This is a genomic window from Microbacterium sp. SZ1 (genome assembly GCF_002362255.1).
Lineage (GTDB): Bacteria > Actinomycetota > Actinomycetes > Actinomycetales > Microbacteriaceae > Microbacterium.
This window is the reverse complement of the sequence record NZ_LPVV01000006.1, coordinates 73876-97480: the sequence shown is the minus strand read 5'-3', so window position 1 is coordinate 97480 and position 23605 is coordinate 73876. Positions and strand designations below refer to the sequence as shown.

23 protein-coding genes and 2 tRNA genes are annotated in these 23605 nt (G+C 68.9%); 21 read left to right on the top strand and 4 right to left on the bottom strand.

Annotated features, from left to right (window positions below; all coding sequences use genetic code 11):
- From AUC47_RS06160 to dinB, 7 genes are all read left to right on the top strand, one after another.
- Window positions 1-1011: a hypothetical protein gene (locus AUC47_RS06160; protein ID WP_096714332.1), complete on the top strand. Its 1011-nt coding sequence runs from the start codon at window positions 1-3 to the stop codon at window positions 1009-1011.
- Entirely contained in the window at window positions 1011-1802 is a 792-nt protein-coding gene (locus AUC47_RS06155; RefSeq protein WP_373557851.1) for an inositol monophosphatase family protein, read from the top strand. The genes AUC47_RS06160 and AUC47_RS06155 overlap by 1 nt, the downstream gene beginning before the upstream one ends.
- A 192-nt stretch (window positions 1803-1994) precedes the next feature.
- The gene (locus tag AUC47_RS06150) at window positions 1995-3227 is read left to right on the top strand and encodes a M23 family metallopeptidase (protein WP_256999466.1); all 1233 of its coding nucleotides are present in this window, start codon (window positions 1995-1997) and stop codon (window positions 3225-3227) included.
- A gap of 69 nt (window positions 3228-3296) precedes the next feature.
- A tRNA-Thr gene (locus AUC47_RS06145) sits at window positions 3297-3368 on the top strand.
- A 34-nt stretch (window positions 3369-3402) separates the two neighbouring features.
- Window positions 3403-3476, top strand: a tRNA-Met gene (locus AUC47_RS06140).
- Between the two features lie 276 nt (window positions 3477-3752).
- Entirely contained in the window at window positions 3753-5864 is a 2112-nt protein-coding gene (locus AUC47_RS16705) for an endonuclease/exonuclease/phosphatase family protein (protein WP_256999465.1), read from the top strand.
- Between the two features lie 125 nt (window positions 5865-5989).
- Window positions 5990-7186: a DNA polymerase IV gene (dinB, locus tag AUC47_RS06130; RefSeq protein WP_096714370.1), complete on the top strand. Its 1197-nt coding sequence runs from the start codon at window positions 5990-5992 to the stop codon at window positions 7184-7186.
- 25 nt (window positions 7187-7211) lie between these two features.
- Here the strand turns inward: dinB and AUC47_RS06125 are convergent, their stop codons facing one another.
- The gene (locus tag AUC47_RS06125) at window positions 7212-7703 is read right to left on the bottom strand and encodes a MarR family winged helix-turn-helix transcriptional regulator (protein ID WP_096714329.1); all 492 of its coding nucleotides are present in this window, start codon (window positions 7701-7703) and stop codon (window positions 7212-7214) included.
- A gap of 107 nt (window positions 7704-7810) precedes the next feature.
- On the opposite strand from AUC47_RS06125, the gene AUC47_RS06120 reads away from it, so the two are divergent.
- Together AUC47_RS06120 and AUC47_RS16700 are read left to right on the top strand one after the other, a co-directional pair.
- Window positions 7811-8602 (top strand): SDR family NAD(P)-dependent oxidoreductase, encoded by a 792-nt coding sequence (locus AUC47_RS06120; RefSeq protein ID WP_096714328.1) that lies wholly within the window; start codon window positions 7811-7813, stop codon window positions 8600-8602.
- A 79-nt stretch (window positions 8603-8681) separates the two neighbouring features.
- Window positions 8682-8849, top strand: a complete 168-nt coding sequence (locus tag AUC47_RS16700) for a hypothetical protein (protein WP_179297539.1) — start codon at window positions 8682-8684, stop codon at window positions 8847-8849.
- A 60-nt stretch (window positions 8850-8909) separates the two neighbouring features.
- Here AUC47_RS16700 and AUC47_RS06115 read toward each other — a convergent pair whose 3' ends face one another.
- A complete protein-coding gene (locus tag AUC47_RS06115; protein ID WP_096714327.1) occupies window positions 8910-10556 on the bottom strand; it encodes an MDR family MFS transporter in 1647 nt (548 codons plus the stop codon).
- Window positions 10556-11161: a TetR/AcrR family transcriptional regulator gene (locus AUC47_RS06110; RefSeq protein ID WP_096714326.1), complete on the bottom strand. Its 606-nt coding sequence runs from the start codon at window positions 11159-11161 to the stop codon at window positions 10556-10558. Before AUC47_RS06110 ends, AUC47_RS06115 begins: the two co-directional genes overlap by 1 nt.
- A gap of 279 nt (window positions 11162-11440) precedes the next feature.
- On the opposite strand from AUC47_RS06110, the gene AUC47_RS06105 reads away from it, so the two are divergent.
- The 3 genes from AUC47_RS06105 to AUC47_RS06095 are packed head-to-tail and all read left to right on the top strand — an operon-like array spanning window position 11441 to window position 12971.
- The gene (locus AUC47_RS06105) at window positions 11441-12007 is read left to right on the top strand and encodes an RNA polymerase sigma factor (protein WP_096714325.1); all 567 of its coding nucleotides are present in this window, start codon (window positions 11441-11443) and stop codon (window positions 12005-12007) included.
- Window positions 12004-12627 carry an Asp23/Gls24 family envelope stress response protein gene (locus tag AUC47_RS06100; protein WP_096714324.1) on the top strand — a complete coding sequence of 208 codons (624 nt, stop codon included), beginning with the start codon at window positions 12004-12006 and terminating at the stop codon, window positions 12625-12627. The genes AUC47_RS06105 and AUC47_RS06100 overlap by 4 nt, the downstream gene beginning before the upstream one ends.
- Window positions 12624-12971, top strand: coding sequence for a hypothetical protein (locus AUC47_RS06095; protein WP_096714323.1), 348 nt, complete (start codon window positions 12624-12626; stop codon window positions 12969-12971). Before AUC47_RS06100 ends, AUC47_RS06095 begins: the two co-directional genes overlap by 4 nt.
- Window positions 12972-13042: 71 nt before the next feature.
- Here the strand turns inward: AUC47_RS06095 and AUC47_RS06090 are convergent, their stop codons facing one another.
- Window positions 13043-13888, bottom strand: a complete 846-nt coding sequence (locus AUC47_RS06090; protein WP_096714322.1) for an SDR family oxidoreductase — start codon at window positions 13886-13888, stop codon at window positions 13043-13045.
- 94 nt (window positions 13889-13982) lie between these two features.
- On the opposite strand from AUC47_RS06090, the gene AUC47_RS06085 reads away from it, so the two are divergent.
- From AUC47_RS06085 to AUC47_RS06045, 9 genes are all read left to right on the top strand, one after another.
- On the top strand, window positions 13983-14348 hold the full coding sequence (locus AUC47_RS06085) for a winged helix-turn-helix transcriptional regulator (protein WP_096714321.1): 366 nt from the start codon (window positions 13983-13985) through the stop codon (window positions 14346-14348).
- Window positions 14349-14447: 99 nt separating this feature from the next.
- Complete coding sequence (locus AUC47_RS06080; RefSeq protein ID WP_096714320.1) at window positions 14448-15989, top strand: APC family permease; 1542 nt, start codon at window positions 14448-14450, stop codon at window positions 15987-15989.
- 23 nt (window positions 15990-16012) lie between these two features.
- Complete coding sequence (gene truA / locus AUC47_RS06075) at window positions 16013-16861, top strand: tRNA pseudouridine(38-40) synthase TruA (protein WP_096714369.1); 849 nt, start codon at window positions 16013-16015, stop codon at window positions 16859-16861.
- Complete coding sequence (locus AUC47_RS06070) at window positions 16861-18159, top strand: hypothetical protein (protein ID WP_096714319.1); 1299 nt, start codon at window positions 16861-16863, stop codon at window positions 18157-18159. Before truA ends, AUC47_RS06070 begins: the two co-directional genes overlap by 1 nt.
- A 98-nt stretch (window positions 18160-18257) precedes the next feature.
- Window positions 18258-18926 carry an endonuclease/exonuclease/phosphatase family protein gene (locus AUC47_RS06065; protein ID WP_096714318.1) on the top strand — a complete coding sequence of 223 codons (669 nt, stop codon included), beginning with the start codon at window positions 18258-18260 and terminating at the stop codon, window positions 18924-18926.
- A 216-nt stretch (window positions 18927-19142) separates the two neighbouring features.
- The gene (gene rplM / locus AUC47_RS06060; RefSeq protein WP_096714317.1) at window positions 19143-19589 is read left to right on the top strand and encodes a 50S ribosomal protein L13; all 447 of its coding nucleotides are present in this window, start codon (window positions 19143-19145) and stop codon (window positions 19587-19589) included.
- Window positions 19590-19615: 26 nt separating this feature from the next.
- Entirely contained in the window at window positions 19616-20101 is a 486-nt protein-coding gene (gene rpsI / locus AUC47_RS06055; protein ID WP_096714316.1) for a 30S ribosomal protein S9, read from the top strand.
- Between the two features lie 14 nt (window positions 20102-20115).
- Window positions 20116-21474, top strand: a complete 1359-nt coding sequence (glmM, locus tag AUC47_RS06050; RefSeq protein ID WP_096714315.1) for a phosphoglucosamine mutase — start codon at window positions 20116-20118, stop codon at window positions 21472-21474.
- 311 nt (window positions 21475-21785) lie between these two features.
- Window positions 21786-23588 carry an Ig-like domain-containing protein gene (locus AUC47_RS06045; protein WP_096714314.1) on the top strand — a complete coding sequence of 601 codons (1803 nt, stop codon included), beginning with the start codon at window positions 21786-21788 and terminating at the stop codon, window positions 23586-23588.
- The last annotated feature ends 17 nt before the right edge of the window (window positions 23589-23605 follow it).

The following is a 23605-nucleotide window of genomic DNA, read 5'->3' as shown; positions in this document are numbered from 1 at the left end:
ATGTCCCAGCCGGAGATCGCCCAGCCGCCGCAGCCGCTGGCCGAGAAGAAGAACCTGTCCCTCCTCATCCGGGGAGCGATCTGGATCGCGATCGGCGCTCTGATCGCGGCAGCGCTCGTGTGCGTCATCTGGGTGCTGGTCGGAGACCAGGACGGGCTGATCGGTCGCGCGTTCCTCACGATCCTGCTGCTCGCGGGTTTCGCGGGCATCGCGATCCTCGAGGCGAGCCTCGCGCCGAACCGCCCGGACTGGCTCGCGTTGGCCAGCATGGTGACCTGGATCATCGCCCTGCTCGTCGGAGCGGTCAAGATCTGGCTGCCGGAGGACGACGCCTACTTCACCGGCGCTGAGCGGTTCTTCCAGCTGCTGCTCGTGGTCGGCATCCTGCAGTTGGCACTGCTGCACGTCCGGCTGTTCACTCCGGCGGCCCAGCGCCACCGCACGACCTTCACGCGCATCATCTACATCGCGACGCTGGTGTTCCTCGCCGGACTGGTCGGGATGCTGGTGTTCTTCCTCACCTTCCCGCACACGTTCGACTACGGCGAGCTGTACTGGCGTATCGTCGTCGCACTGACGATCCTCGCGGCGGTCGGCACCACGCTCATCCCGCTTCTCAATGCCCTCTTCGCACCGAAGAAGGCGCGCGCGCCGCAGCCGCTCACGTCCGCACCGGCGTGGCCCACGTACGCCGACGGTGTGACGCCGCTGCCTGTGCTGCCCGACGGCTCGCCGGACTGGAACGCCTACTACACGGGTCACCCGTCGGTGATGCCCCAGGCGCAGCTGCCGCAGCAGGCTCCGCTCGCCGCCGCGGCTCCGCAGCCCTTCCCCGTGGCGAGCTTCCCGCCCGCTCCCGAGGCGGGCAGGCCCACGCACTCGCCTACGCCTCCGCCGCCTGCTCCTGCGCCGCCTGCTCCTGCCGGTCAGGCCCCTGGCGTGCCGCCGGTTCCCCCGGCTCCCGAAGCGCCCGGTGCGTACCCGCCCGCTCCACCGATGCCGCCGCAGTGATCACCGAGATCGACCTGCGCGACCTCGCATCGGAGATCGCGAAAGAGGCCGGCGAGCTGGCACGGCGACGCCGAGCGGAGGGTGTGCATCTCGCCGCGACCAAGTCGTCGATCGCCGACATCGTCACCGAGGCCGACCGCGAGGTCGAAGCGCTCATCCGTGATCGACTCCGCGAGGCACGGCCCGGCGACGGATTCCTCGGGGAGGAGTCGGAGCCGACGTCGGGGGAGACGGGGATCACCTGGGTGGTCGACCCCATCGACGGCACCGTGAACTACGCCTACGGCAGCCCGATGTATGCGGTGAGCATCGCCGCCGTGCAGGGCAGCGCCGACCCGGAATCGTGGAAGGCGCTCGCCGGTGCGGTGTACTCGTCCGCCGCGGACGAGCTCTTCACCGCCGCGCGCGGTCACGGCGCCCGGCTCGGCGACCAGCGGCTCTCGGTCAACGAGTCGACGCCCGCGGGAGCTCTGCTCGGTACCGGATTCGGCTACGACCCGGCGACGCACGACGGCGACCTCGCCACGACCCGCAGCGTCATGACGATGGCACGCGATCTGCGCCGGTCGGGATCGGCCGCCCTCGACCTCTCGTACGTCGCGGCGGGACGCCTCGACGGGTACTTCGAGCGCGGTCTCAAGCCGTGGGATTTCGCCGCCGGCGCGCTGCTCGTCGTCGAGGCCGGGGGCCGCGTGTCGCGCCTCGACGTCGCCACGCCGAGACCCATGCTCATCTCCGGTGGAACTGCGGTCCATGACCGGATCTGTGACATCATCGGAAAGGAAACGTGAGCGATTCATGGCATTCCCAGCCTCCTCGGGCTAGGGTTTATCCGATCGTTACTTTCATCGCCCCGAACGATGAGAGCCCGAACGCCCCCCAGCGTGACGTCTAACCCGAGAGAATTCGTTTTGCCCTTCGAGAACCCCCAGGCTGCCTCTGCGCCCACGCGCCGGTCCAGCCGACTCCGCACCGAGCCCATCGTGGCCACCGCGGCAGAGGTACAGGCAGCCGACTCCGAAGACACTTTCCCCGTCTCCGCCGCACCGCTGTCTCGCCGCGCCGCCCGTGAACGACTGACCACCGCAGAGGTGTTCGTCGCCGCAACGGCCGTCGCCGCCGCGACCGCAGCATCCGAGTCCACCGACCTCGAGGTCGCAGACTCCGACGCCGCCGCCCCGGTCGAGGTCGCCGGGAGCGAAGACACGGCGGCCGCCGCCGTGCCGCTCGCCGCAGAACAGCTCGTCGCCGAGCAGCCCGTCGCAGAGCAGCTTGCCGCCGAGCAGGCTGCCGCCGAGGCGTCGATCCCTGACGCGGCCGATTTCGACGCCGATCCATTCACGACCGCATCCCGCGTCTTCCGTGCCGTCGCGACCGGCCCGACTCCGACTGCGTCTGCTGAGGAGCCGGTTGCCGAGCCCGAGACGGCTCCGGACGATGAGGCCCCGGCCGCCACCCACGTGGCACGCCGTCGCCCTCCGGTGCGCAAGTTCCTCGCCGTCGGCGCGACCGTCGGCGTCATGAGCCTCGCCGGTCTGCTCGCCGTGGGCATGACGCTTCCCGCGGAGGCCGTCGCCGCCGTGCAGGGTGGCCAGCCGCTGTCGGCCACGTCGCTGGTCGCCGCCTCCGGCGCTGGCGCCACCGGCGGCAAGAACGATGAGATCCAGGCGTTCGTCACGTCGTCCGATGTGCAGAACGAGTCGCTCGCCCGCTCTGACAGCTTCTCGACGATGTCCCTCGTCGAGGTGGCATCCGAAGAGGGCATCAACTACTCCAACGAGGTCTTCACGAACGACCCCGAGGCCGCGATCCAGTGGCCGTTCAAGGTCGGCGTGGGCATGAGCTCCGGTTTCGGCATGCGCTGGGGCCGTCTGCACGAGGGCATCGACTTCGTGCCTGGCGAGGGCGCCCCGATCCAGGCCGTCGCCGACGGCGTGGTGCGCATCGCCACCGAGCAGGGCGGCGCCTACGGCGTGACCGTCTACATCGACCACGTCATCGACGGCCAGGTCGTCACAAGCCACTACTCGCACATGCAGTACGGCTCGCTCCAGGTCAAGCCCGGTCAGAGCGTGAAGGTCGGCGACGTCGTCGGTCACACCGGCAACACCGGCCGTTCCTACGGCGCGCACCTGCATTTCGAGATCATCGTCAACGGCGCGAAGATCGATCCGCTGCCGTGGCTCCGTGAGAACGCGGGTCGGTACTCGTACTGACCCGCCTCGATTTCATGAGGACGCCACAGTGATGGTATTCTCGTGTGGTTGCCCCGCGAGGGGCAGCACGCCCCGATAGCTCAGTGGCAGAGCACTTCCATGGTAAGGAAGGGGTCGTCAGTTCAATCCTGACTCGGGGCTCGCAGTATTCGCATCTGCAGTGCGGATGCCGTGCGGCAGGGTAGCTCAGTTGGTGAGAGCGCACGACTCATAATCGTGAGGTCGCGGGTTCAAGCCCCGCTCCTGCTACAGAACGAAAGCCCCGGATGATCCGGGGCTTTTGGCGTACTCGGGCGTGTTCTGCGCGGGCCGCCGCCGGAGGTGCCTCGCGTGCTCCGTCCTGAACAGGTGCGCATCGTGGGCGCTCGACTTCGGCTCCGCCCGCTCGGGTGTCCTCGTCCGGTCCCTTCGCGTTCACCGGCCGGTCACCTCGCGGCGGTTCTCTCGCGTCAAGGGAGGTCATCCGAGCCTTCCGCCGGCTCCCCTCAGGGTGCCGATCGCGTCTCTGGAAGGAACATCGCAGACATGTCCTCGTCTCCCGCCCCCGGATCGCGCCGACGCCGGCGTGTCCCATTGCTCGCGGCAGCCCTCGCTGCGGGCGTGCTCGTCGTATCGCCACTGATGGGTGCGGCTCCGGCCGCGGCCGCCGCGGCATCCGAGATCACCCTCTCGACCGCTGAAGTGGCGCCGGGCGCGAACCTCACCGTCGACTTCGTCACCGATCGCCCGAGCACGAAGAACTGGGTCGCGATCTACCCGGCATCAAAGCCCGAGCCCTGCGACGCGTGCGGCATGGCGTGGGCATATGCACCCGGCGCCTCTGGCTCGGTGCAGCTGCCCGCGAAGGACCGATCGGGCAACCCGCTTCCCGCCGGCGACTACCGCGTCGAGTATCTCTACAACGACGGCTACACGAGGGTGAGCGAGCCCGTCGCGTTCACGGTCGCCGAGGCGCCGTATGAGGGGCCCGCGGTCGATCCGACGAAGCCGATCGGGCTGTCGGTCGTGCAGCTCAACCTGTGGGGCAAGACCTCCGATGCGACGATGCTCACCGAGATCGGCGCCGACCTGATCTTCGTCGAGGAGGCCCAGAGCGGTGCGGCGGCGATCGCGCGCGACCTCGGGTTCGACTACCACTCCACCGGCGGCAGCGCCGGCGTCATCTCGCGCTACCCGATCGTCGACGCGGGCGTCGTGAGCGTCCCCGGGACGCAGGGCGGATGGATGAAGGCGATCGTCCAGGTGGGCGACACGCAGATCGCGGCCTACGGCGGCCACCTCGAGTACCGCTATTACGCGACCTACCTGCCCCGCGGCTACGCCGGCGACGTGCTCGCGGCCGGCTTCCCGACCGAGTGGCGCGGGTGGAACAAGCTCAGCGCCCCGGTGACAGACGTCCCGCAGATCCTGGCGGCCAACGAGGCCTCCGGCCGGCCCGCCGCCGCGACCGCGCTGACCGCCGACATGGCGACCGAGCGTGCAGCAGGACGCCTCACGATGATGGGCGCCGACATGAACGAGCCGTCGACCCTCGACTGGACCGAGGCGACCGCGGACCTTTACGACCACAACGGCGTCGTCGCGCCCTGGCAGACCACCAGCATCCTGCGCGACGGCGGCCTCGTCGACGCGTACCGGGCGGTCTATCCCGACCCCGTCACCCACCCCGGGTTCACATGGCCCGCCGACACCCCGAACGTCAGCGTCTCCCAGCTGGCCTGGGCACCGGAAGCCGACGAGCGCGATCGGATCGACTACATCTTCTTCGCGCCGGACGAGCGCCTGACGCTCGAGAGCACCCGGATCGTCGGACCGAAGGGCGACATCGTCCGTGGCGCACGCGCGCTGCCGGTCTCGGACGAGGAGATCTTCACACCGCAGACGTTGTGGACCAGCGATCACAAGGGGTTGCAGGCCGAGTTCGTGGTCTGCGGCGACGCATGTCAGGCGGCCGCAGAGCCGGGCGACCTCGTCGTCGGCACCCCGTCGATCACCGGCACCGCGAAGGTCGGTGCGACGGTCACCGCGCAGCCGGGGGAGTGGACCGCGGGAACCGGGTTCGCCTACCAGTGGCTGCTCGACGGCGCGGCGATCGAGGGCGCGACCTCCGCGACCTTCTCCATCCCGGCCTCGCTGGCCGGGCACTCTCTCTCCGTGCGGGTCAGCGGCTCGCTCGACGGCTACGCTCCGGCCCAGGCGGCCAGCGCCGCGGTGACGATCGGGGCGGATGAGCCTGTGGCCGAGACCGCGACCATCGTGCCCGGTTCGCAGACCGTCGTCGCAGGCGGGTCGCTGCGCGTCTCCGGAAGCGGCTTCGCGGCCGGCGCACAGCTGCGGCTGGAGCTCCACTCCACGCCCGTCAACCTGGGCACGGTCACCGCGACGGCCGCGGGTGAGTTCGCGACCACCGTGAGGATCCCGGCATCCGTCTCGGCGGGTGTGCACACGCTTGTCGTAGTCCTTCCCGACGGCACGCAGGTGCGAGCCGCTGTGACGGTGACCGCCGCGCAGGAAGCGGCGAGCGACGGCCTTGCGCAGACCGGCGGCGAGCTGCCGTTCGCCGCCGTATGGATCGCGCTCGCGGCACTCGGTCTCGGAGGCGCGCTGCTCGCGCGACGCCGTCTGCGTCAGCAGTAGCACTCGGATCCTTCGCGCGGCCGCCCCGATCTCGATCGGGGCGGCCGCGTCGGTTTCGCCCTCGGCCCGCGGATGTCAGGGGTCGGTGCGACGATTCTCCCGATCGGATGCCGAAGGGAGGCGTGATGCGCGACGAGGCGACCGTGCTGCACGCCGACCTCGACGCGTTCTACGCCTCGGTCGAGCAGCGAGATGCACCCGCGCTTCGCGGGCGACCCGTGATCGTCGGGGGAGGGGTCGTGCTCGCGGCGAGCTACGAGGCCAAGGCTCGCGGCGTGCGAACGGCGATGGGCGGGCGACAGGCGCGCGAGCTGTGTCCGGATGCCGTCGTTGTGCCGCCCCGGATGGACGTGTACTCCCAGGCGAGCCGCGATGTGTTCGCGATCTTCCGCGACACCACCCCGCTCGTCGAGGGCATCTCGATCGACGAGGCGTTCCTCGAGGTCGGCGGTCTCCGCCGCCTCGCCGGCAGCCCGGAGCAGATCGCGGTGCGTCTGCGCGAGCGCGTGCGAACTGAGGTGGGTCTGGCGATCTCCGTCGGGGTCGCGCGCACGAAGTTCCTCGCCAAGGTCGCGAGTGCCGTGAGCAAGCCGGACGGCCTGTTGATCGTGGAACCGGAACGGGAGCACGCGTTCCTCCTTCCCCTCCCCGTCGAACGCCTCTGGGGTGTCGGGGCGGCGACCGCGGAGAAGCTCCACGGCCTCGGTATCCACACCGTGGGCGAGCTCGCTGAGCTCGAGGAGGCGACGGCGGAGCGGCTGCTCGGAAAGGCGAGCGGCGCGCACCTGCACGCGCTGGCCCGCCTGCGCGATCCTCGGCCGGTCGACACCGCGAGGCGCCGGGCATCGATCGGCTCGCAGCGCGCGCTCGGGTCGCGGCCCCGTTCGGAGGTGGAGCTCGACGTCATTCTGACGCAGATCGTCGACGGGCTGGCGCGGCGGCTGCGCGAGCGAGACCGCGTCTGCCGCACCGTGGTGCTTCGACTGCGATACGGCGATTTCGCCAAGGCGACGCGGTCGCGAACCCTGCGCACCCCGACGGGCCGCACGACGGTGCTGCTCGCGCTCGCCCGCGGGCTCCTCGCCGACGCGCAGCCGGAGATCGAGCACCGGGGCATCACCCTGATCGGCATCTCACTCTCTCAGCTCGGCAGCACCGACCGCGCGCCCGCGGAGCTGCCGTTCGACGACGAGGGAGGGCAGCAGCTGGACTCGGTGCTCGATTCGGTGCGCGAGCGCTTCGGGTCGGCGTCGCTCTCGCGTGCGACCCAGGTCGGCCGGGATCCCGGATGGTCGACCCCGGTGCTGCCCGAGCACGAGTGAGGGCGAGGAGATCAGGCAGCGGGTGTCAGGCGGAAGGTGGCGGGCTCCAGGGCTCGCCGGGCCCGACGGCGGTCGCGATGCGGCGGCTGATCTCGCCGAGCTGACGCGCCTGAGTGGCCGTGAGCGCGTCGAAGACGAGCTCGCGCACGAGCGCCTGGTGACCGGGGGTCGAGGCGACGACCGCGCGATGACCGGCATCCGTGAGCACTCCGAGCGTGAATCGTCCGTCCGTCGGATCGACCCTGCGCTGCACCCAGCCCTTCTTCTCGAGGCGGGAGACCGCGCGGGACAGCCGTGACAGGGTGCAGCTCGCATAGGCGGCGATCGTGCTGAGGCGCAGAGTGCGTGCGGGGGCCAGGTCGAGCGCCTGCAGGATGCCGTGCTCGAAGTGCGTGAGTCCGCTGTCGCGCTGCAGCTGCGCGTCGAGAGCGGCAGGCAGGCGCTCCAGCAGGGACGCAAGCGATGCCCAGATCGCCAGTTCGTCGGGCGTCAGGGAGGCTTTCTGCGGCTCGGTCATGACGACAGCGTATGCCGCGTTGACTTGCTCAATCAACTCAACGACACGTAGGTTTACTTGCGCAAGCAAGTCATGGAGGCGCGCAGGCGTCGGAAGAGGAGGCAGCGATGGATCTGCGGCTGCAGGGCAAGAGGGCGTTCATCAGCGGATCGAGTCAGGGGATCGGCTTCGCCGTGGCGGCGTCTCTCGCGTCGGAGGGCGCGGAGGTCGTGCTCAACGGCCGCGACGCGGGACGACTCGACTCGGCAGTGGAGCGGCTCCGGGCCGAGCGTCCCGGTGCGACGGTGTCGGGGATCGAGGCGGACTTCGCCGATTCCGCGGCGGTCGCGCGTCTGATCGACGATCTCGGCGACGTCGACATCCTCGTCAACAACGTCGGACTGTTCGGGCTCGCCGACTTCGCGACGATCGACGACGAGGAGTGGTCTCGCTACCTGGAGGTGAACCTGATGAGCGGCGTCCGCCTGTCGCGCGCGCTGCTCGACGGGATGCTGCGGCGAGGGTGGGGTCGCGTCGTCTTCGTCAGCAGCGAGTCCGGCGTGAACGTCCCGGGAGACATGGTGCACTACGGGGTGACGAAAGCGGCGATGATCGCGCTCGGCAACGGTCTCGCGAAGCTCACGCGCGGCACCGCCGTCACCGTCAACACGGTGCTCGGAGGTCCGACCTACTCCGAGGGCGTCGCGGCGTCGGTCGAAGCGATCGCTCGAACTCAGGCGATGACAGCTGACGAGATGCGCGACGCAATCATCGGTCAGAACCGCACCACCCTGCTGGAGCGTTTCATCGATCCCGTCGAGATCGCGCACCTCGTGGCGTATCTCGCGAGTCCGGTCGCGTCGGCGACGAACGGCGCCGCGCTGCGAGCCGACGGGGGCGTGCTCACCGGCATCCTCTGACCGTCTGTCAAGGGGATCGCCGGGATCATTCTTCGCAGCGAGACTGGGATTCCTGTCCGCAGCAGAGATCGGAGTGATCATGTCAGACCCTCAGATGCCACCCGGTGACGAGGCCGAGGTCGACGCGACCGGCGTGGACGCCGACTTCGTGACGAACGACCGTGATCCGGAACCCGACGAGGCGACGCCCGGGGAGGGGCAGACCTCCGGCGGCGACGACGACGTCGACGTGGCCGACTTGCCCTGACAGGCGACCGGATGACAGAAGGGCCCGGAACTCCGCGGAGTTTCGGGCCCTTCTGCATGCTCACCGCTCGCGCGGATCCTCGATCTCGGCGCGGGGTGCCCCTCCGGGACGGCTGCGCTGCTCGGCCTCGAGGCGCTCGGCTTCTTCGCCGCTGATCGCCTCGCCGCGGGCGACGAGTCCGGCCTGGTCGGAGAGCGGAATCTGCTTCAAGAAGAGCGAGAGCAGGAGCGCCACCACGATGAACGGCACGAGGTACCAGAAGACCGGTGCGAGAGCATCCGCGTAGGCGGTGACGATGCCGTCGCGCACCTCGTCGGGGAGCGCGCTGAGGGTCGCGGGGTCGATCGTCGACGCGGCCTGCGAGGCCTCTTCGGGGGAGGCGCCGGCGCCGCCGAAGACTCCCCGCAGGTTCTCGGTGAGACGGGTCGTGAAGAGGGTGCCGAAGACCGCGGTGCCGAGCGATGCCCCCACTTCGCGGAAGTAGTTGTTCGTGCTCGTCGCAGTGCCGATCTCGCCGGCGGGTACCGCGTTCTGCACGACGAGCACTACGACCTGCATGATCAGCCCGAGGCCTGCGCCGAAGAAGAACAGGAATACGCAGATCAACCAGATCGGCGTCGAGGCCGACAGTGTCGTGAAGGCGACCATCGCGAGTCCGGTGATGACCGTGCCGACGATCGGGTAGACCTTGTACTTTCCGGTCTTCGAGATCGCGATTCCCGAGAAGATCGAGGTGCCCATGAGGCCCACCATCATCGGGATCATCAGGAGTCCGGATGCCGCAGCAGACGTGCCGGACGACATCTGCAGGAAGGTCGGGACGAAGCCGATCGCGGCGAACATGCCGATGCCGAGCACGAGGCCGATCGCCGTCGCGTTCACGAAGATCGGATTGCGGAACAGGCTCAGCGGGATGATCGGGTCCTGCACCCGCGACTCGGTGACGATGAACGCCGCGGCGGCGACGACGAGCCCGGCACCCCAGGCCCAGGTGGCAGCCGAGTCCCAGCCGAACTCGGCGTCGCCGCCGAAGTCGGTGAAGAAGATCAGGCAGGTGGTGGCGATGGACAGGAAGATGACGCCGAAGACGTCGATCGGCTTCTCGGCCTTCTTGCTCGGCAGTTGCAGCGCGACGACGGCGATGATGAACGCCGCGATGCCCACCGGGATGTTGATGTAGAACGCCCACTGCCAGGTCAGGTGGTCGACGAAGAACCCGCCGAGCAGAGGGCCGGCGACGGCCGACAGTCCGAACACCGCGCCGAGCGGGCCCATGTACTTGCCGCGCTCGTTGGCGGGCACGATGTCGGCGATGATCGCCTGCGAGAGGATCATCAGTCCGCCGCCGCCGAGTCCCTGCAGGGCGCGGAAGACCACGAACATCCAGAAGTCGGTGGCGAACGCACAGCCGACCGACGCGAGGGTGAAGAGGGCGATGGCGACGAGGAAGAGATTGCGTCGCCCGAGCACGTCGCCGAACTTGCCGTAGATCGGCATCACGATCGTGGTGGCGAGCAGGTACGCGGTCGTGATCCAGACCTGGTGGTCGACTCCGCCGAGCTGTCCGACGATCGTCGGCATTGCCGTGGAGACGATCGTCTGGTCGAGGCTCGCGAGCAGCATGCCCGCGATGAGGGCGCTGAAGATGATCCAGATGCGCCGCTTGGTGAGCAGGAACGGCGCGTCCTTGGTGGCGGTGGCGGACATCAGTCGGCTTTCTGTGCGAAGACGGTACGGGCGGCGTCGAGACGGCGGGCGATGAGGTCGCCGAACGGCTCGGTGGAGTGGTGGTGCAGCAGCTGATCCATGCTCAGGCGCACGAGCGCACCGACGGTGTGGACCATGACCTCGGCCCGCAGGGCGGCATTCTCCGAGTCGCCGGTGCGCTCGAGGATGAGGTCCATGTCTCGTCGCTCGTTCTTGGCGAGCTGCTCGAACGCGGCCTTGAGCAGGCGCGGCTCCTGCTCGATCACGGCGAACATCGCTGGCGCGTCGTCCAGGGGGTTGAGTAGAGCGAAACGATCCACCGTGAGGCGGAGGAAGTCGTCGAGGAGGTCGCCGTCGGCGCCGACGAACACCCTCTCGAGAGCCTCCTGACGCAGATCGACCGCGGTGACCCCGAACACCGCGTTCTCCTTGCTCTCGAAGTAGTTGAAGAACGTGCGACGCGAGACCCCCGCTTCGGTGCAGAGCTGTTCGACCGTGAACCCGGCGAAGCCGTGCTCGACGGTCAGCCGCCGAGCGGCATCGGTGAGGGCGCGAGCGGTCTCGCGCTTGCGCTGCTCGCGGGTCGACTCTGCACTCTTGTCCATAGAGTGCAATTATGCACAATCAACCGGATAGTGCAACTTTCGAGAACTTTGTGACGTTTCAGGGGTGGGGTGCGTCTTACAGATGTCGCGACACTGCGACCCGTGCTGAGGGTTGTCGTGGGGACGACGACCCTCAGCGCGTTCGCGGTGCTGAGGCAGGGACTCCGCCGAGAGGCGGGAAGGGATTCACGATGGGCAGCGCAGGCGATCGATGAAGGCCGATCCGGTGCGCATTCTGCTCCGAATCCCCACTGGGGGAAAGAACGAGGGGATGGACATATGGCGACGGGCCCTTTTCGCGGAGCTCTCGAACTCGCCGACGATCGGATCGTCGCGGGCCGAGCGATCGACGGGGATGTCGCTGCCTTCGCCGTACTCGTCCGGCGGTACACGCCGATGATGCGCGCGTACACGCAGCGGATGCTGAATGCCTCGGCCGATGTCGATGACATCGTGCAGGAGACGTTCGTCACCGCGTGGCAGCGGTTCTCCGAGCTCGAGGACCCGGGAAAGGTCAAGAGCTGGCTGATGCGCATCGTGAGCAGGAAGGCGGTCGACCGCATCCGAGCGCTCCGTCCGACGGTCGACGTCGACGAGATCGAGCAGCCGGCACCGTCTCACGCCGGCCCCGATCACGTGGCGGAGGCTCGGGCAGGTATCGCGGCGCTGGGGGCGGCTCTGCAGGAGCTGCCGGCGGCACAGAGGGAGTGCTGGGTGCTCCGGGAGATGGGCGGCTACTCGTACGACGAGATCGCCGAGGAGCTCGACATACCGGTCTCGACGGCGCGCGGCCTTCTCTCGCGCGCGAGGAAGTACATGATCGTTCGAATGGAGGAGTGGCGATGAGCGACGATCAGGGAGCGCCCGAGGTGCGCCGGCTCGGACTCGAGCCGGACGACCTCGACGGGCACACGCTCGACGAGCTCGCCGACTATCTCGAGGCGGGGAGGGTGCCGCGCGACCCCTCGATCGAGGGATCGCCGGGTTGTCAGCTCGCGCTCGACGCACTCGCGCGACTCCACGGGCTGGGCGGCCAGCTCATCGACGCTGATGCCGCGGCGATGCCGCCGGTCGAGGACAGCTGGGTCGACCGCATCCTGAGCGGCATCGCGCTGGATGCTCGAGCGGGACGAAGGGTGCCACTCGACGAGCAGGATCCCACCGCGGACTTCGGCATCACCGAGGGTGCTCTGCGCGGGCTCATCCGCTCGGCGGAGAATGCGGTCCCCGGGGTCCTCGTCGGACGCACGGCGCTCGAGGGAGAAGTGACGACGATCGGCATGCCCGTGGCGATCGGCATCGAGGTGAGCATGCTCTACGGTGAACCCATCCCGGAGGCGGTGTCGCAGCTGCGTGCGGAGGTCGCCGATCGCGTCCGCCGGCACACCGACCTGCGGGTGACCTCGATCGACGTCACCGTGCGCGACATCCAGAGGATCGAGAACTGGACGGAGGGACGATCATGACCGACATCACCCCCGTGCTGGTGGAGCGCGTCGAGGCGGCGGTGCGGGCGACGCCCGGTGTGCGTGACCTGTATCGCTCGGGGTCGCTCGTGTCGAATCTCGTCGGAGCGGGTGCGGTGGCTCTGGGGCTGCGTGCCGGCGGCGAGCCGGTCGTGGTGGTCTCGCCCGAGGGGTCGGGCGTGCGCGTCGAGGCCTCGCTCGGCATCGACTTCCTGCCCGGAGCACGGGAGACCCTGCGGGCGGTTCGCGCCGCGGTCGTCGAGGCGCTGAGCGAGGAGGGGATCACGCTCTCCTCGATCGCGCTCACGGTGGCGTACGTGCATTCCCGCGAGAACTCCGCCTGAGGCGGGCCTGTTTGCCCACGGGCTTCGCGAGGGCGCCGGAGCATCCGGCGCCCTCACACCGTCGGATCGGTTCAGGCGATCGCGCGCAGACCGTCGACCAGCGGCGTCGTCGGACGGCCGATCAGTCGAGCCAGCGTGCCGTCCGTGTCAGCGAGTGCGCCGCCCGCGATTCCGGCATCCAGAGCGACGACGAAGCCGACGGTCCCCTCATCGAGACCGGCCGCGCGCAGTGCCTCGGCCTGCTCGGCCGGTGCGAGCCGCCGGTACTCGACGTCTCGGCCCGTGATCTCGGCGATGGCTGCGGCGAGATCGTCGTAGCTCCACGCGATGTCGCCGCCCAGCTCGTAGACCTGACCGAGGTGACCGTCTTCGAGGAGCACGGCCGCTGCGGCATCCGCGAAGTCCTTGCGGCTCGCCGACGCCACCCGTCCGTCGCCGGCGCCGGCGGCGACGACCCCGGTCTCGGCGGCGCGAGCGAGGTCGGCAGCGTAGTTCTCGGTGTACCAGTTGTTGCGGAGGATCACGGCCGGGAGGCCGGCTTCGCTGATCGCCTCCTCCGTGGCCTTGTGCTCCGGTGCGAGGACGAGGTCGCTGGTCGTCGCCTTCGGAGCGCTCGTGTACACGAACTTCGTCACCCCGGCAGCCTTTGCGGCGTCGATCACAGCCTGATGCTGCTGCGCGCGTCGGCCCACCTCCGATCCCGAGATGAGGAGGACGGTGTCAACGCCGTCGAGCGCCGCGGCGATCGAGGAGGGGTCCGTGTAGTCGAGGCGGGCGACGCGAACGCCCAGATCGGCGGCCTTGGCGGTGTCGCGGGCTCCTGCGACGATCGACTGCGGGTCTGCGCCGCGCTCGAGCAGGCTCTGGATGACGAGGCGGCCGAGCTGGCCGGTCGCTCCTGTGACGAGAATGGTCATGGGGTGTCCTTTCGTTGCTGACATCTCGCTCAACCGAGCCCGCGCCACCGAACATTCCGCATCGCGGGTACCCACTTTGAAGTAAGGTACCTACATGACGGTGAGTTATGCGCAGATCCGCGAGTCGATCCCTCAGGTCTTCGAGCCGGGATGCAGCACGCGCGTGATCCTCGACCACGTCATGAGCAAGTGGGGCGTGCTCGTGCTGTCGAGCCTCTCCGACGGCACCCGGCGCTGGGGCGAGCTGCGCCGCGAGGTCGGGGGCATCAGCGAGAAGATGCTCGCGTCGACCCTGCGCACGCTCGCAGATGACGGCCTCGTGCACCGCGAATCGTTCCCCACGGTCCCACCCCACGTCGAGTACAGCCTCACTCCGCTGGGACGCGACCTCATGCAGCGCATGCTGCCACTCGTCGCGTGGGTCGCCGACCATGCTGACGGAATGCTCGACCGCGACTGAACCGACGGATTCCGTCGTCATGGCGCACAGAAGGCCGCGAAATCCCTCGGTGAAAGAAAACGATTGACGCGATATGCGTGGAAGTCGTATCTTCTGAACATGTCAGCAACGACGCCCATCCATCTCGAACGACCCGACGGCAAGGGGCTCGCCAGCGGCTCCCTGGGACTGTGGGGGTCGACCGTCATCGGGCTGGCCTCGACCGCGCCCGTGTATTCGCTCGTCGCGACGCTCGGGTTCGTCGTGCTCGCCGTCGGCGCCCAGGCCCCGATCGCGTTCATCGTCGCGTTCATCCCGATGCTGCTCATCGCGTTCGCGTACCGAGAGCTGAACAACGCGGTGCCTGACTGCGGCACCACGTTCACGTGGGGGACCAAGGCGTTCGGGCCCTGGGTGGGCTGGATGGGCGGCTGGGGCGTCGCGGTCGCCGGCATGGTCGTGCTCGCCAACCTCGCGCAGATCGCCTCGGTCTACTTCTGGTCGCTGATCGGTTTCGACCTCGAGAACAACGACTGGCGCATCATCCTCGTCGCGGTGTTCTTCATCGCGGCCATGACGTGGGTGAGCTGGCGCGGCGTCGAGATCGGCGAGCGCATTCAGAACGTCCTGCTGGGGATCCAGTACCTCGCCCTCGCGATCTTCATCGTCGCCGCGCTCTGGCAGTTCTTCGCCGGCACCGCGCCGAACCCGACGCCGTTCGACATCGCCTGGCTGAACCCCTTCGCCTTCACGGACTACTCCGGATTCATCGAGGCGATCCTGCTCGCGCTCTTCATCTACTGGGGGTGGGACACCTGTCTCGCGCTCAACGAGGAGACGAAGGACCCGAAGCGCATCCCGGGCCGCGCCGCCCTGTTGACCACGATCATTCTGCTGTTCACGTACGTCGCCGTCACGATCGCCGCGATGATGTATGCGGGCCTCGGGGAGGACGGCACGGGTCTCGGAAACGAGGCGAACGCCGATGACTTCTTCCTCGCGATCAAGGACGGACTGCTCGGCCCGTTCGGCTGGGTGCTCGTGGTCTCGGTGATCATCTCCGCGATCTCGTCCACGCAGACGACGATCCTGCCGACCGCCCGAGGCACCCTCGCGATGGGCGTGTACCGCGCCCTGCCCGCGAAGTTCAAGGACGTGCACCCCACGTACAAGACGCCCTCGTTCTCCACGATCGTCATGGGTGTCGTGGCTTCGGCCTACTACGTCGGCATGACGCTGATCAGCGACAACATCCTGCAGGACTCGATCCTGTCGCTCGGGCTCGCGATCGCCTTCTACTACGCGATCACCGGCTTCGCGTGCGTCTGGTACTTCCGGAAGGACCTGCGGAACTCCGCGCGCGACTTCTTCTTCAAGGGCCTCTTCCCGCTCGTCGGCGGCCTCATGCTCACCTACGCGTTCGTGCAGTCGGCGATCGACATGTGGGATGTCGACTACGGCTACACGGTGCTCTTCGGCATCGGCGGCACGTTCGTGATCGGCATCGGGTCGCTCGCGTTCGGGCTGGTGCTGATGTTCCTCTGGTACCTGTTCCCGCGGTCGAAGCGGTTCTTCCGGGGCGAGAGCCTCAACCGCGACACGCAGGTGATGGTGCCCGACGAGCCGAACGTGACGATCCGGTCGATCGACGGAGGCATCTGAGCCTCCGGCCCTAGGCTGGTGTGGTGCGCATCCGGCTCGACATCGCCTACGACGGCACTCATTTCCGCGGGTGGGCCAAGCAGCCCTCCCTCCGGACGGTTCAGGGGACACTCGAGGCGGCTCTCGCCCGCATCGTCGGCTCCGAGGTGCAGTTCGTCGTCGCGGGGAGGACGGATGCCGGGGTGCACGCCGCCGGACAGGTGGCGCATGTCGACCTCGACGACGAGCAGTGGGCGCGCATCGAATCGCGCCACGGCCGCGCCGCGAACGACCCGGCAGGCTCCATCGCAGGGCGCATGCGCGGCGTGCTCGGCGCCTACCCGGATGTGACGGTCACGCGCTCGTCGCTCGCCCCGGAGGGCTTCGACGCGCGCTTCTCGGCCGTCTGGCGCCGATACCGGTACCGGCTCGCGGACGAGGCGTCGGGGTACGATCCGCTGCGCCGGCTGGACACCACGACGCATCGCGGCACGCTCGACGGTGAGGCGATGGATGCTGCGGCGCGCACCCTCATCGGACTCCACGACTTCGCGGCCTACTGCAAGCCGCGCGAGGAGGCGACGACGATCCGCACGCTTCTCGACTACCGGTGGCGGCGGGATGCCGACGGCGTGCTCGTCGCGGAGGTGAAGGCCGACGCGTTCTGCCACAGCATGGTGCGCGCTCTCGTCGGTGCGTGCGCCGCGGTGGGCGAGGGGCGCCTCGGGGTCGGCGACCTCGTCGTGCTGCGGGACGCCCTCGTCCGCACCAGCGAGTTCAAGGTTCTCGCCGCGCGCGGTCTCACTCTCACCGAGGTCGGATATCCGGCAGACGAGCTGCTGTCGGCCCGGGCGGAGCAGACGCGAGCGAGACGCCAGGTCGAGGGAGATTGATGCGAGAGCCGGATGCCGTGTTCATCGAGGTTCGGTCGTCGGGATGGGCCCTGTGGCGCACGCTCCTCGACACCTGTGTCGGGCTGATCGTCGGCGTGCTCTACGCCTTCCTGGCGATCCTCGTATGCGGCATCGTCGGGGAGGAAGCGCTGTCGACCCTGTACTGGCGGGTCGATCTCGACCCGCTCTTCCGCGCGAGCATGGGCGTGATTCTGCTCGTCGGCGCGATTCTCGCGGTGACCGTGCCGTTCGTGCTCGTCGCCGAGCGCGCGGCCGCGCTGCGGCTCGTCGAGAAGCTCGCGGAGAAGAACCCGTCGGCAGTGCCCCCGCAGCGCATCCGCGCCGAGCTCCAGACGTCTCCGGGACAGTATCTGCGACGCACTGGGCTCGCAGTCTTCTGGTCGATCGTCGGCGTCGGGAGTCTGTTCGCTCTGATGGTGGTGTTCACGGACGAGTTCCGCGAGGACCCCGTGATGTGGGGTGCCCTGGGGATCGTCGCGGTGCTCGCGGTCGCAGCCGGGCTCGTGGTCAGCGCCGGTGGACGACTCATGCTGCGCGATGCGCCGCGGGTCGCCGCCCTGCAGGCGCGGTGGAAGGCGCAGGTGCCCCGGGCGGAAGATACGGACCGCCGTAGGCGTGAGGCCGCACCGCGGACAGTGCTCCCTCGCTGGCTCGTCGTGCCGTCCGCCCGCGTCGTCGCACGGATCGCCGCGGTCCTCACCACCGCGACGCTCGCGTCTCTGGGAGCCTTCATGCTCTCCGTCTACATGAGGCAGCAGTGCCGCACCTGCGATCCGGTGTACTGGGACGAACCGATCGAGAACGGCATCGACGTGCTGAGCCTCGGCAGCGGGGCCGCCATCGCGCTCTGCGCGGTTCTCGGCGTCGTGGCATGGACCGGCGGGGTGGTGCTGCAGGCCTCGCGGGAGGTCGCGGTGACGCGGTGGGTCGCGACCGGCGATATCCGCATGGTCGACCCCGAGCTGATCGCGCCGCTGCTCTCGGGCAACCGCGCGCTGGTGCGTCTGCAGCTGGGCCTCAGCACACTCGGCGCGGCCGGGATCGTCTTCGCGACCGGCGCCGTCTGGGCCGAGTGGACCGTCGTCGACGTCGGTCCGGTGCTCGGAGTGGCGGTGGGCCTCGTTCTCGTAGGGGTCGTTTTGGGCCTGATCGATTCCCCGCGCGCCCGGCGGGAGCGCCAGGCGGTGCGCGATGCGCTGCACCCCGGTGAGGCGATGCCCCGACAGACCCCGCTCAAGACGGCCAGGGCAGCCGCCGGCGCCCGCTCCGACGACTGAGGCGGGCGCCGTCGGGTCAGATCGCCGAACCTCCGTCGCCGAGTACGACGCGGGAACGGAGCCGGAGCACAGCCACGGACGGTAACGTTGCCGGAGTCATGAAGGTCATCTCGTACAACCTGCGCAAGCACCGGGCTGCCGGGGAACTGGTCGCGCTCGCGACCACGCACGACCCCGACCTTTTGTGCCTCCAGGAGTGCGATGTCGCGCACCTGCCGGAGCGGATCGGCGATCTCGCCCTGGCCGACGCCACCCAGGGAAACCGGCTCGGGCTGGCCATGTACTACCGCGAGAGCGCGTTCCATCTGCAGGGGATCCGCACCATCGGGCTGAAGAAGTCCCTCCACGATCGCATCGCGAAGCCCGCCCACGAGCGCGTGCTCGGTGCGCGGCTGCGCGACATCGACGCCGGCCGCGAGTTCATCGCCGCCTCGTTCCACGCCGCCCCGTTGACGGCCTTGAACTCACTGCGGCGGCACCAGATCCGTGCGGCGCTCACCGAGCTCGCCACCCTCGGCGAGGGGCTCCCGCAGCTCATGGTGGGGGACTACAACTACCCCGTGTTCAAGGAGAACCTCGGTCACGCGGTGCGCGAGCACGGCTACGCGCTCACCCTGAGTGACGATCACACCTACACGCGGTATCGCGTCTTCCGCGGGCACTACGACTTCGCGACCTCCGCCGGATTCGAGATCGAGCGCGTCACCACGCTGCCGCAGGGATCGAGCGACCACCGGCCGATCCTCGTCACGGCGCGTCTCGACTGACCTCCGATCGAAGGCCCGCGAGCTGGCCGCTTGCTCGCCGGTTTGGGGGATCGCCCCGCATGACGTAAGCTGTCTCTTTGGTACTCGACTGCCGGGTGCCGCGAACGTGAGCCCTCCACTGGCGTGTTCCCCCTCCTGCGCATCGCGCGACAGGTCGGAACCACCCCGGAGTGGGATTCACGAACCTCTCCGTTCGAACAAGAAAGCAGCATTATCGTGACGCGCACTTTCACTCCCAAGGCTGGCGAAGTCCAGCGCGACTGGGTCGTCATCGACGCCACCGACGTCGTTCTCGGCCGCCTGGCCTCGCACGCCGCAGCGCTCCTGCGCGGCAAGCACAAGCCGACCTTCGCCAACCACATCGACTCGGGTGACTTCGTCATCATCGTGAACGCCGACAAGGTTGCGCTCACCGGTCAGAAGCTCCAGAAGAAGATCGCCTACCGTCACTCGGGCTACCCGGGTGGTCTCAAGGCCGTCAACTACGCCGAGCTGCTCGAGAAGAACCCGGTCCGCGCTGTGGAGAAGGCCATCCGTGGCATGCTCCCCAAGAACAGCCTCGGCCGTCAGCAGCTGTCGAAGCTCAAGGTGTACACGGGTGGCGAGCACCCGCACGCCGCGCAGCAGCCCCAGCCGTACACCCTCGACCAGGTCGCCCAGTAAGCGCCGTACAGACTAAGGACATACTCGTGGCTGACATCCAGGACTCCACCGAAAACCTCCAGAACTTCTCGACCTCGACCCCCGAGAGCGACGCTGTCGAGGCGGCCCCCCGCCCCGTGCTCAGCGTTCCGGGTGCCGCTGTCGGCCGTCGCAAGCAGGCCATCGCCCGCGTGCGCCTCGTCCCCGGCTCGGGAACGATCACGGTCAACGGCCGCACGCTCGAGGACTACTTCCCGAACAAGCTGCACCAGCAGCTGATCAACGACCCGTTCACCGTCCTCAACCTCGCGGGCGGCTACGACGTCATCGCACGCATCTCGGGTGGTGGCCCCTCGGGTCAGGCCGGCGCGCTGCGCCTCGGCATCGCCCGTGCCCTCAACGGCATCGACGTCGAGAACAACCGTCCGACCCTGAAGAAGGCCGGCTTCCTGTCGCGCGACGCTCGCGTCAAGGAGCGCAAGAAGGCCGGACTCAAGAAGGCCCGTAAGGCGCCTCAGTACTCCAAGCGTTAAGGTCCACTGCTCCGATGCCGATCTTTGGCACGGACGGCGTGCGAGGACTTGCCAACGGCATCCTCACCGCCGACCTGGCGCTCACCCTGGCCCAGGCGACTGCTGTCGTCCTGGGCCAGGGCCGTACTGCGGAGGCTCGCAAAGCCGAAGGCAAGCGACTCACCGCAGTCGTCGCCCGCGACCCCCGGGTCTCGGGTCACTTCCTCGAGGCCGCGGTGTCCGCGGGTCTCGCGTCCTCGGGCGTCGACGTCCTCGAGGCCGGAGTCATCCCGACCCCGGCGCTCGCCTTCCTCGTCGCCGACCGTGACGCGGACTTCGGTGTGATGATCTCGGCGTCGCACAACGCAGCGCCCGACAACGGCATCAAGATCTTCGCCCGCGGCGGACGCAAGCTCCCCGACGTGGTCGAGCAGCGCATCGAGGCGGCCATGGCCGGTGAGATGCTGCGCCCGACCGGTGCGGGCGTCGGCCGCATCATCCGCTTCTCCGATGCGGAAGACCGCTACGTCGTCCATCTGCTCGGCTCGCTGCCGAACCGTCTGAACGGCATCAAGGTCGTGCTCGACTGCGCCCACGGCGCGGCATCCGGCGTCTCGCCGGAGACGTTCCGCGATGCGGGTGCCGAGGTCACCGTCATCGGCGCCGACCCCGACGGCTGGAACATCAATGACGGCGTCGGCTCCACGCACCTCGAGAACCTCGCGGAGGCGGTCGTCCGGCTCGGAGCCGACATCGGCATCGCGCACGACGGTGACGCCGACCGGTGCCTCGCGGTCGACGCGCAGGGCAACGTCATCGACGGCGATCAGATCATGGCCATCCTCGCCGTGTCGATGAAGGAGCGCGGTCACCTGACCGACGACACCCTCGTCGCGACGGTCATGAGCAACCTCGGTCTGCACCTCGCGATGCGCGAGCACGGCATCACCGTCCGTCAGACGGCAGTGGGCGACCGCTACGTGCTCGAGGACATGAACGAGGGCGGCTACGCCCTCGGCGGCGAGCAGTCCGGACACGTCATCATGAGCGAGTTCGCGACGACGGGCGACGGCCTGCTCACGGGCCTGCACCTCGTCGCCGAGATGGCCCGACAGAACAAGAGCATCGCCGAACTGGCGAGCGTCATGACGGTGTACCCACAGGTGCTCATCAACGTGCGCGACGTCGACAAGGACGCCGTCGGCTCCGACGATGTCGTGCAGGCGGCGATCCGCGAGGTCGAGGCCGAGCTCGGGGACACCGGCCGCGTCCTGCTTCGCAAGTCCGGCACGGAGCCCCTCGTGCGAGTCATGGTCGAAGCGGCCGACGCCGAATCGGCGCAGGCCTACGCCGATCGTCTCGCCGACGTGGTGCGCGAACGCCTCGCTCTCTGACTGCAGTCCCGACGACTCGACGTCCCTGCGCGCTCGCCGCACAGGGGCGTCGATTCTGCATATCGGTATACGGGAATAAAGGCTGAGCCACGCCCCTCCGCCCGTAGATGCGAGATCGGCGGTCGGCCAGTATGGGCATCGAGTCCGCGACTGCGCTCGCCGCCAGCGCATCTGATCGGTGCTGATCCTGCGCGCAGCCGACGGCACGATCAGAAAGGCTCTCCGTGGCATCTCAGCCGATCGCACCGACGCAGAATCGCAGAATCCAGCGGGTTCTCCGAAAGGGTTCGACCGCCGGAACGGTCATCGCTATGACCGTGCTCGGCCTGGTCGCGCCGCAGGCCGCCTTCGCCGCCGAGCCCGGTGTCCACAGCGTCACCGTCGCGCTGGCTCTGGGCACCACCAACCCGATCACAGCGTCGCCCGAGCAGCTGATGTCGCAGGCGCAGGCACAGATACAGGCACTCAGCGAGTACTGGTCGATGCAATCCGACGGCTACGTGAAGATCCAGCCGGCGGAGATCCGCTGGCTCGATGTGAACCAGGACGGCGCCACCGATCAGTACTCGTGCAGTCCCACCGGGGCACAGATGCGCGCGAGGCAGGCCGAGGCGCAACAGGCGCTGGGATGGACCAGCGGTCCGAACAAGAACTTCATGGTGCTGGTCGTCGCCGGTTGCCGCTTCGGCGGAGTCGGCACACAGACGACGGCTCAGGACGACGGGGCGTCGGCCTATCTGGAGCAGGGGGGCACAGCGCCGGTCTACAACCCGCTGCTGGCCCACGAGTTCGGTCACAATCTGTCCCTCGGGCACGCGGGACTGCTGCAGTGTCCGGGCGGGGTGTCGGACGGCGAAGACTGCCCGTGGTCCGAGTACAGCGACGGTATCTCGGTCATGGGCTCCACCATCTACGATTCCGTGAAAGATATGAACACGCCGATGGCGATCCGTCTCGGTTGGCTCCAGTCCTCCGACTACGTGAACGTCGACGGGAGCGGCTCGCAGACGGTGCGGGTGGCCCCGTTCAACGAGCACGCGGGGGTGCGTTCGGTGCAGGTGGTCGATCCGATAACAGGCAGGATCTATTGGTTCGAGTACGCGACCAAGACCCGCAATCAGACGACCAACTGGACTTCGACCTCGCAGTCGACCGGGCCGGATGGCGCGGTGTATCAGGGCGCGTACGGGGTGCGTGTGCTGAAGGAACCGCCGAGGAACAAGGTGTGGCGCAACGGTACTGTGATCATCCCGATGCCGGCATTGGGCACCGCCCCGCGCTCGACGGCGTGGCCGGTCGGTTCCACGTTCACCTCGGCGTCCGGCGGGATCACGATGACGGTCGCGGCGCAGGATGCCGGGGGCGCGACGCTGAACATCGTCACCAGGTCCGACCTCGCTGCGCCCGCCGCTCCGGCCGGTCTCGCCTCCCGCGGCACGACGGTGGTCGGTTCTGCCGAGCCAGGGGCGACGATCGCCGTGACCGATGTGAATGGTGCTGAGATCGGAACCGCCACCGCCGACGCCGAGGGATTCTTCCGTGCGACGCTGACCTCCCCGCAACCGGACGGCGCGGTTCTCACCCTGGTTGCGACCGATGCGTCGGGCAATGCGTCGGCGCCGGCTGCCGTCACCGTCGACGAGCCGTCCCTCGAGGCGACAGTGAGCGATGATGTCCTCGCTGCGGGGGAGACGCTGACGGCGACGGCGACCGGATTCGCACCGGGGGAGTCCGTGACGGGCGCTCTCTCCGGGGGGATCGACCTCGGCACGCAGCTCGCCGACCAGAACGGCACGGTGACATTCGCGTGGACCGTGCCGGTCGGCACAGCTCCAGGCGAGGTGACCGCCGCCTTCACAGGCGTCGACTCCGGGGAGGTCACCGCCGGGTTCGCGATCGGCGGCTCGCCCGTCGCCGTTGTGCCGACGGACCCGGGAACCGCTGTCGCCGCGCCGCGAGGCGCCGGCGGCGTGGGCCCCGAAGCGCCCGGCGACCGCGACACCCTCGCCGCCACCGGCGCGACGGCTGCCTCCGGTGGGCTGATCGCGGGTGTCCTGCTGCTCGTCGGTGGGGGCGTGTGCCTGTGGGCGCGCCGCAAACTGCGGACGGAGTGAGCCCAGGCGACGCTCGA